Source organism: Gemella haemolysans, from assembly GCF_028308085.1.
GTDB lineage: Bacteria > Bacillota > Bacilli > Staphylococcales > Gemellaceae > Gemella > Gemella haemolysans_D.
In genome coordinates this window covers 1-242 of sequence record NZ_JAQMFS010000012.1, presented here as the reverse complement: position 1 = coordinate 242, position 242 = coordinate 1, and the positions used below count along the sequence as shown (strand labels likewise).

Genomic DNA, 242 nt, shown 5'->3' with positions numbered 1-242 from the left:
CGTCGAATATAGTTTTGTGAAAATGTAGAGTAGTGTGGAACTGGTTTAGAAAATGGTATCCCTAAAAACCATCTAAATGCAGCATCTGTTTCTATTCTTTTTATTGTTTCTCTCATTGATTTTATTCCATAGAAATCTTTTAAAAACACTAATTTGAATAATACTACAGGGTCTAAACAATTTCTACCTGATGTGTGGCTATAGTATTCTTCTGTCAAATCATAAATAAATTTAAAATCAAT

1 protein-coding gene is annotated in these 242 nt (G+C 28.5%); it reads right to left on the bottom strand.

Annotation, left to right across the window (positions count from 1 at the left end; translation table 11 throughout):
* The coding region (locus tag PNO30_RS00855; protein ID WP_271986811.1) for a transposase at nt 1-242 on the bottom strand (242 nt) is incomplete at both ends.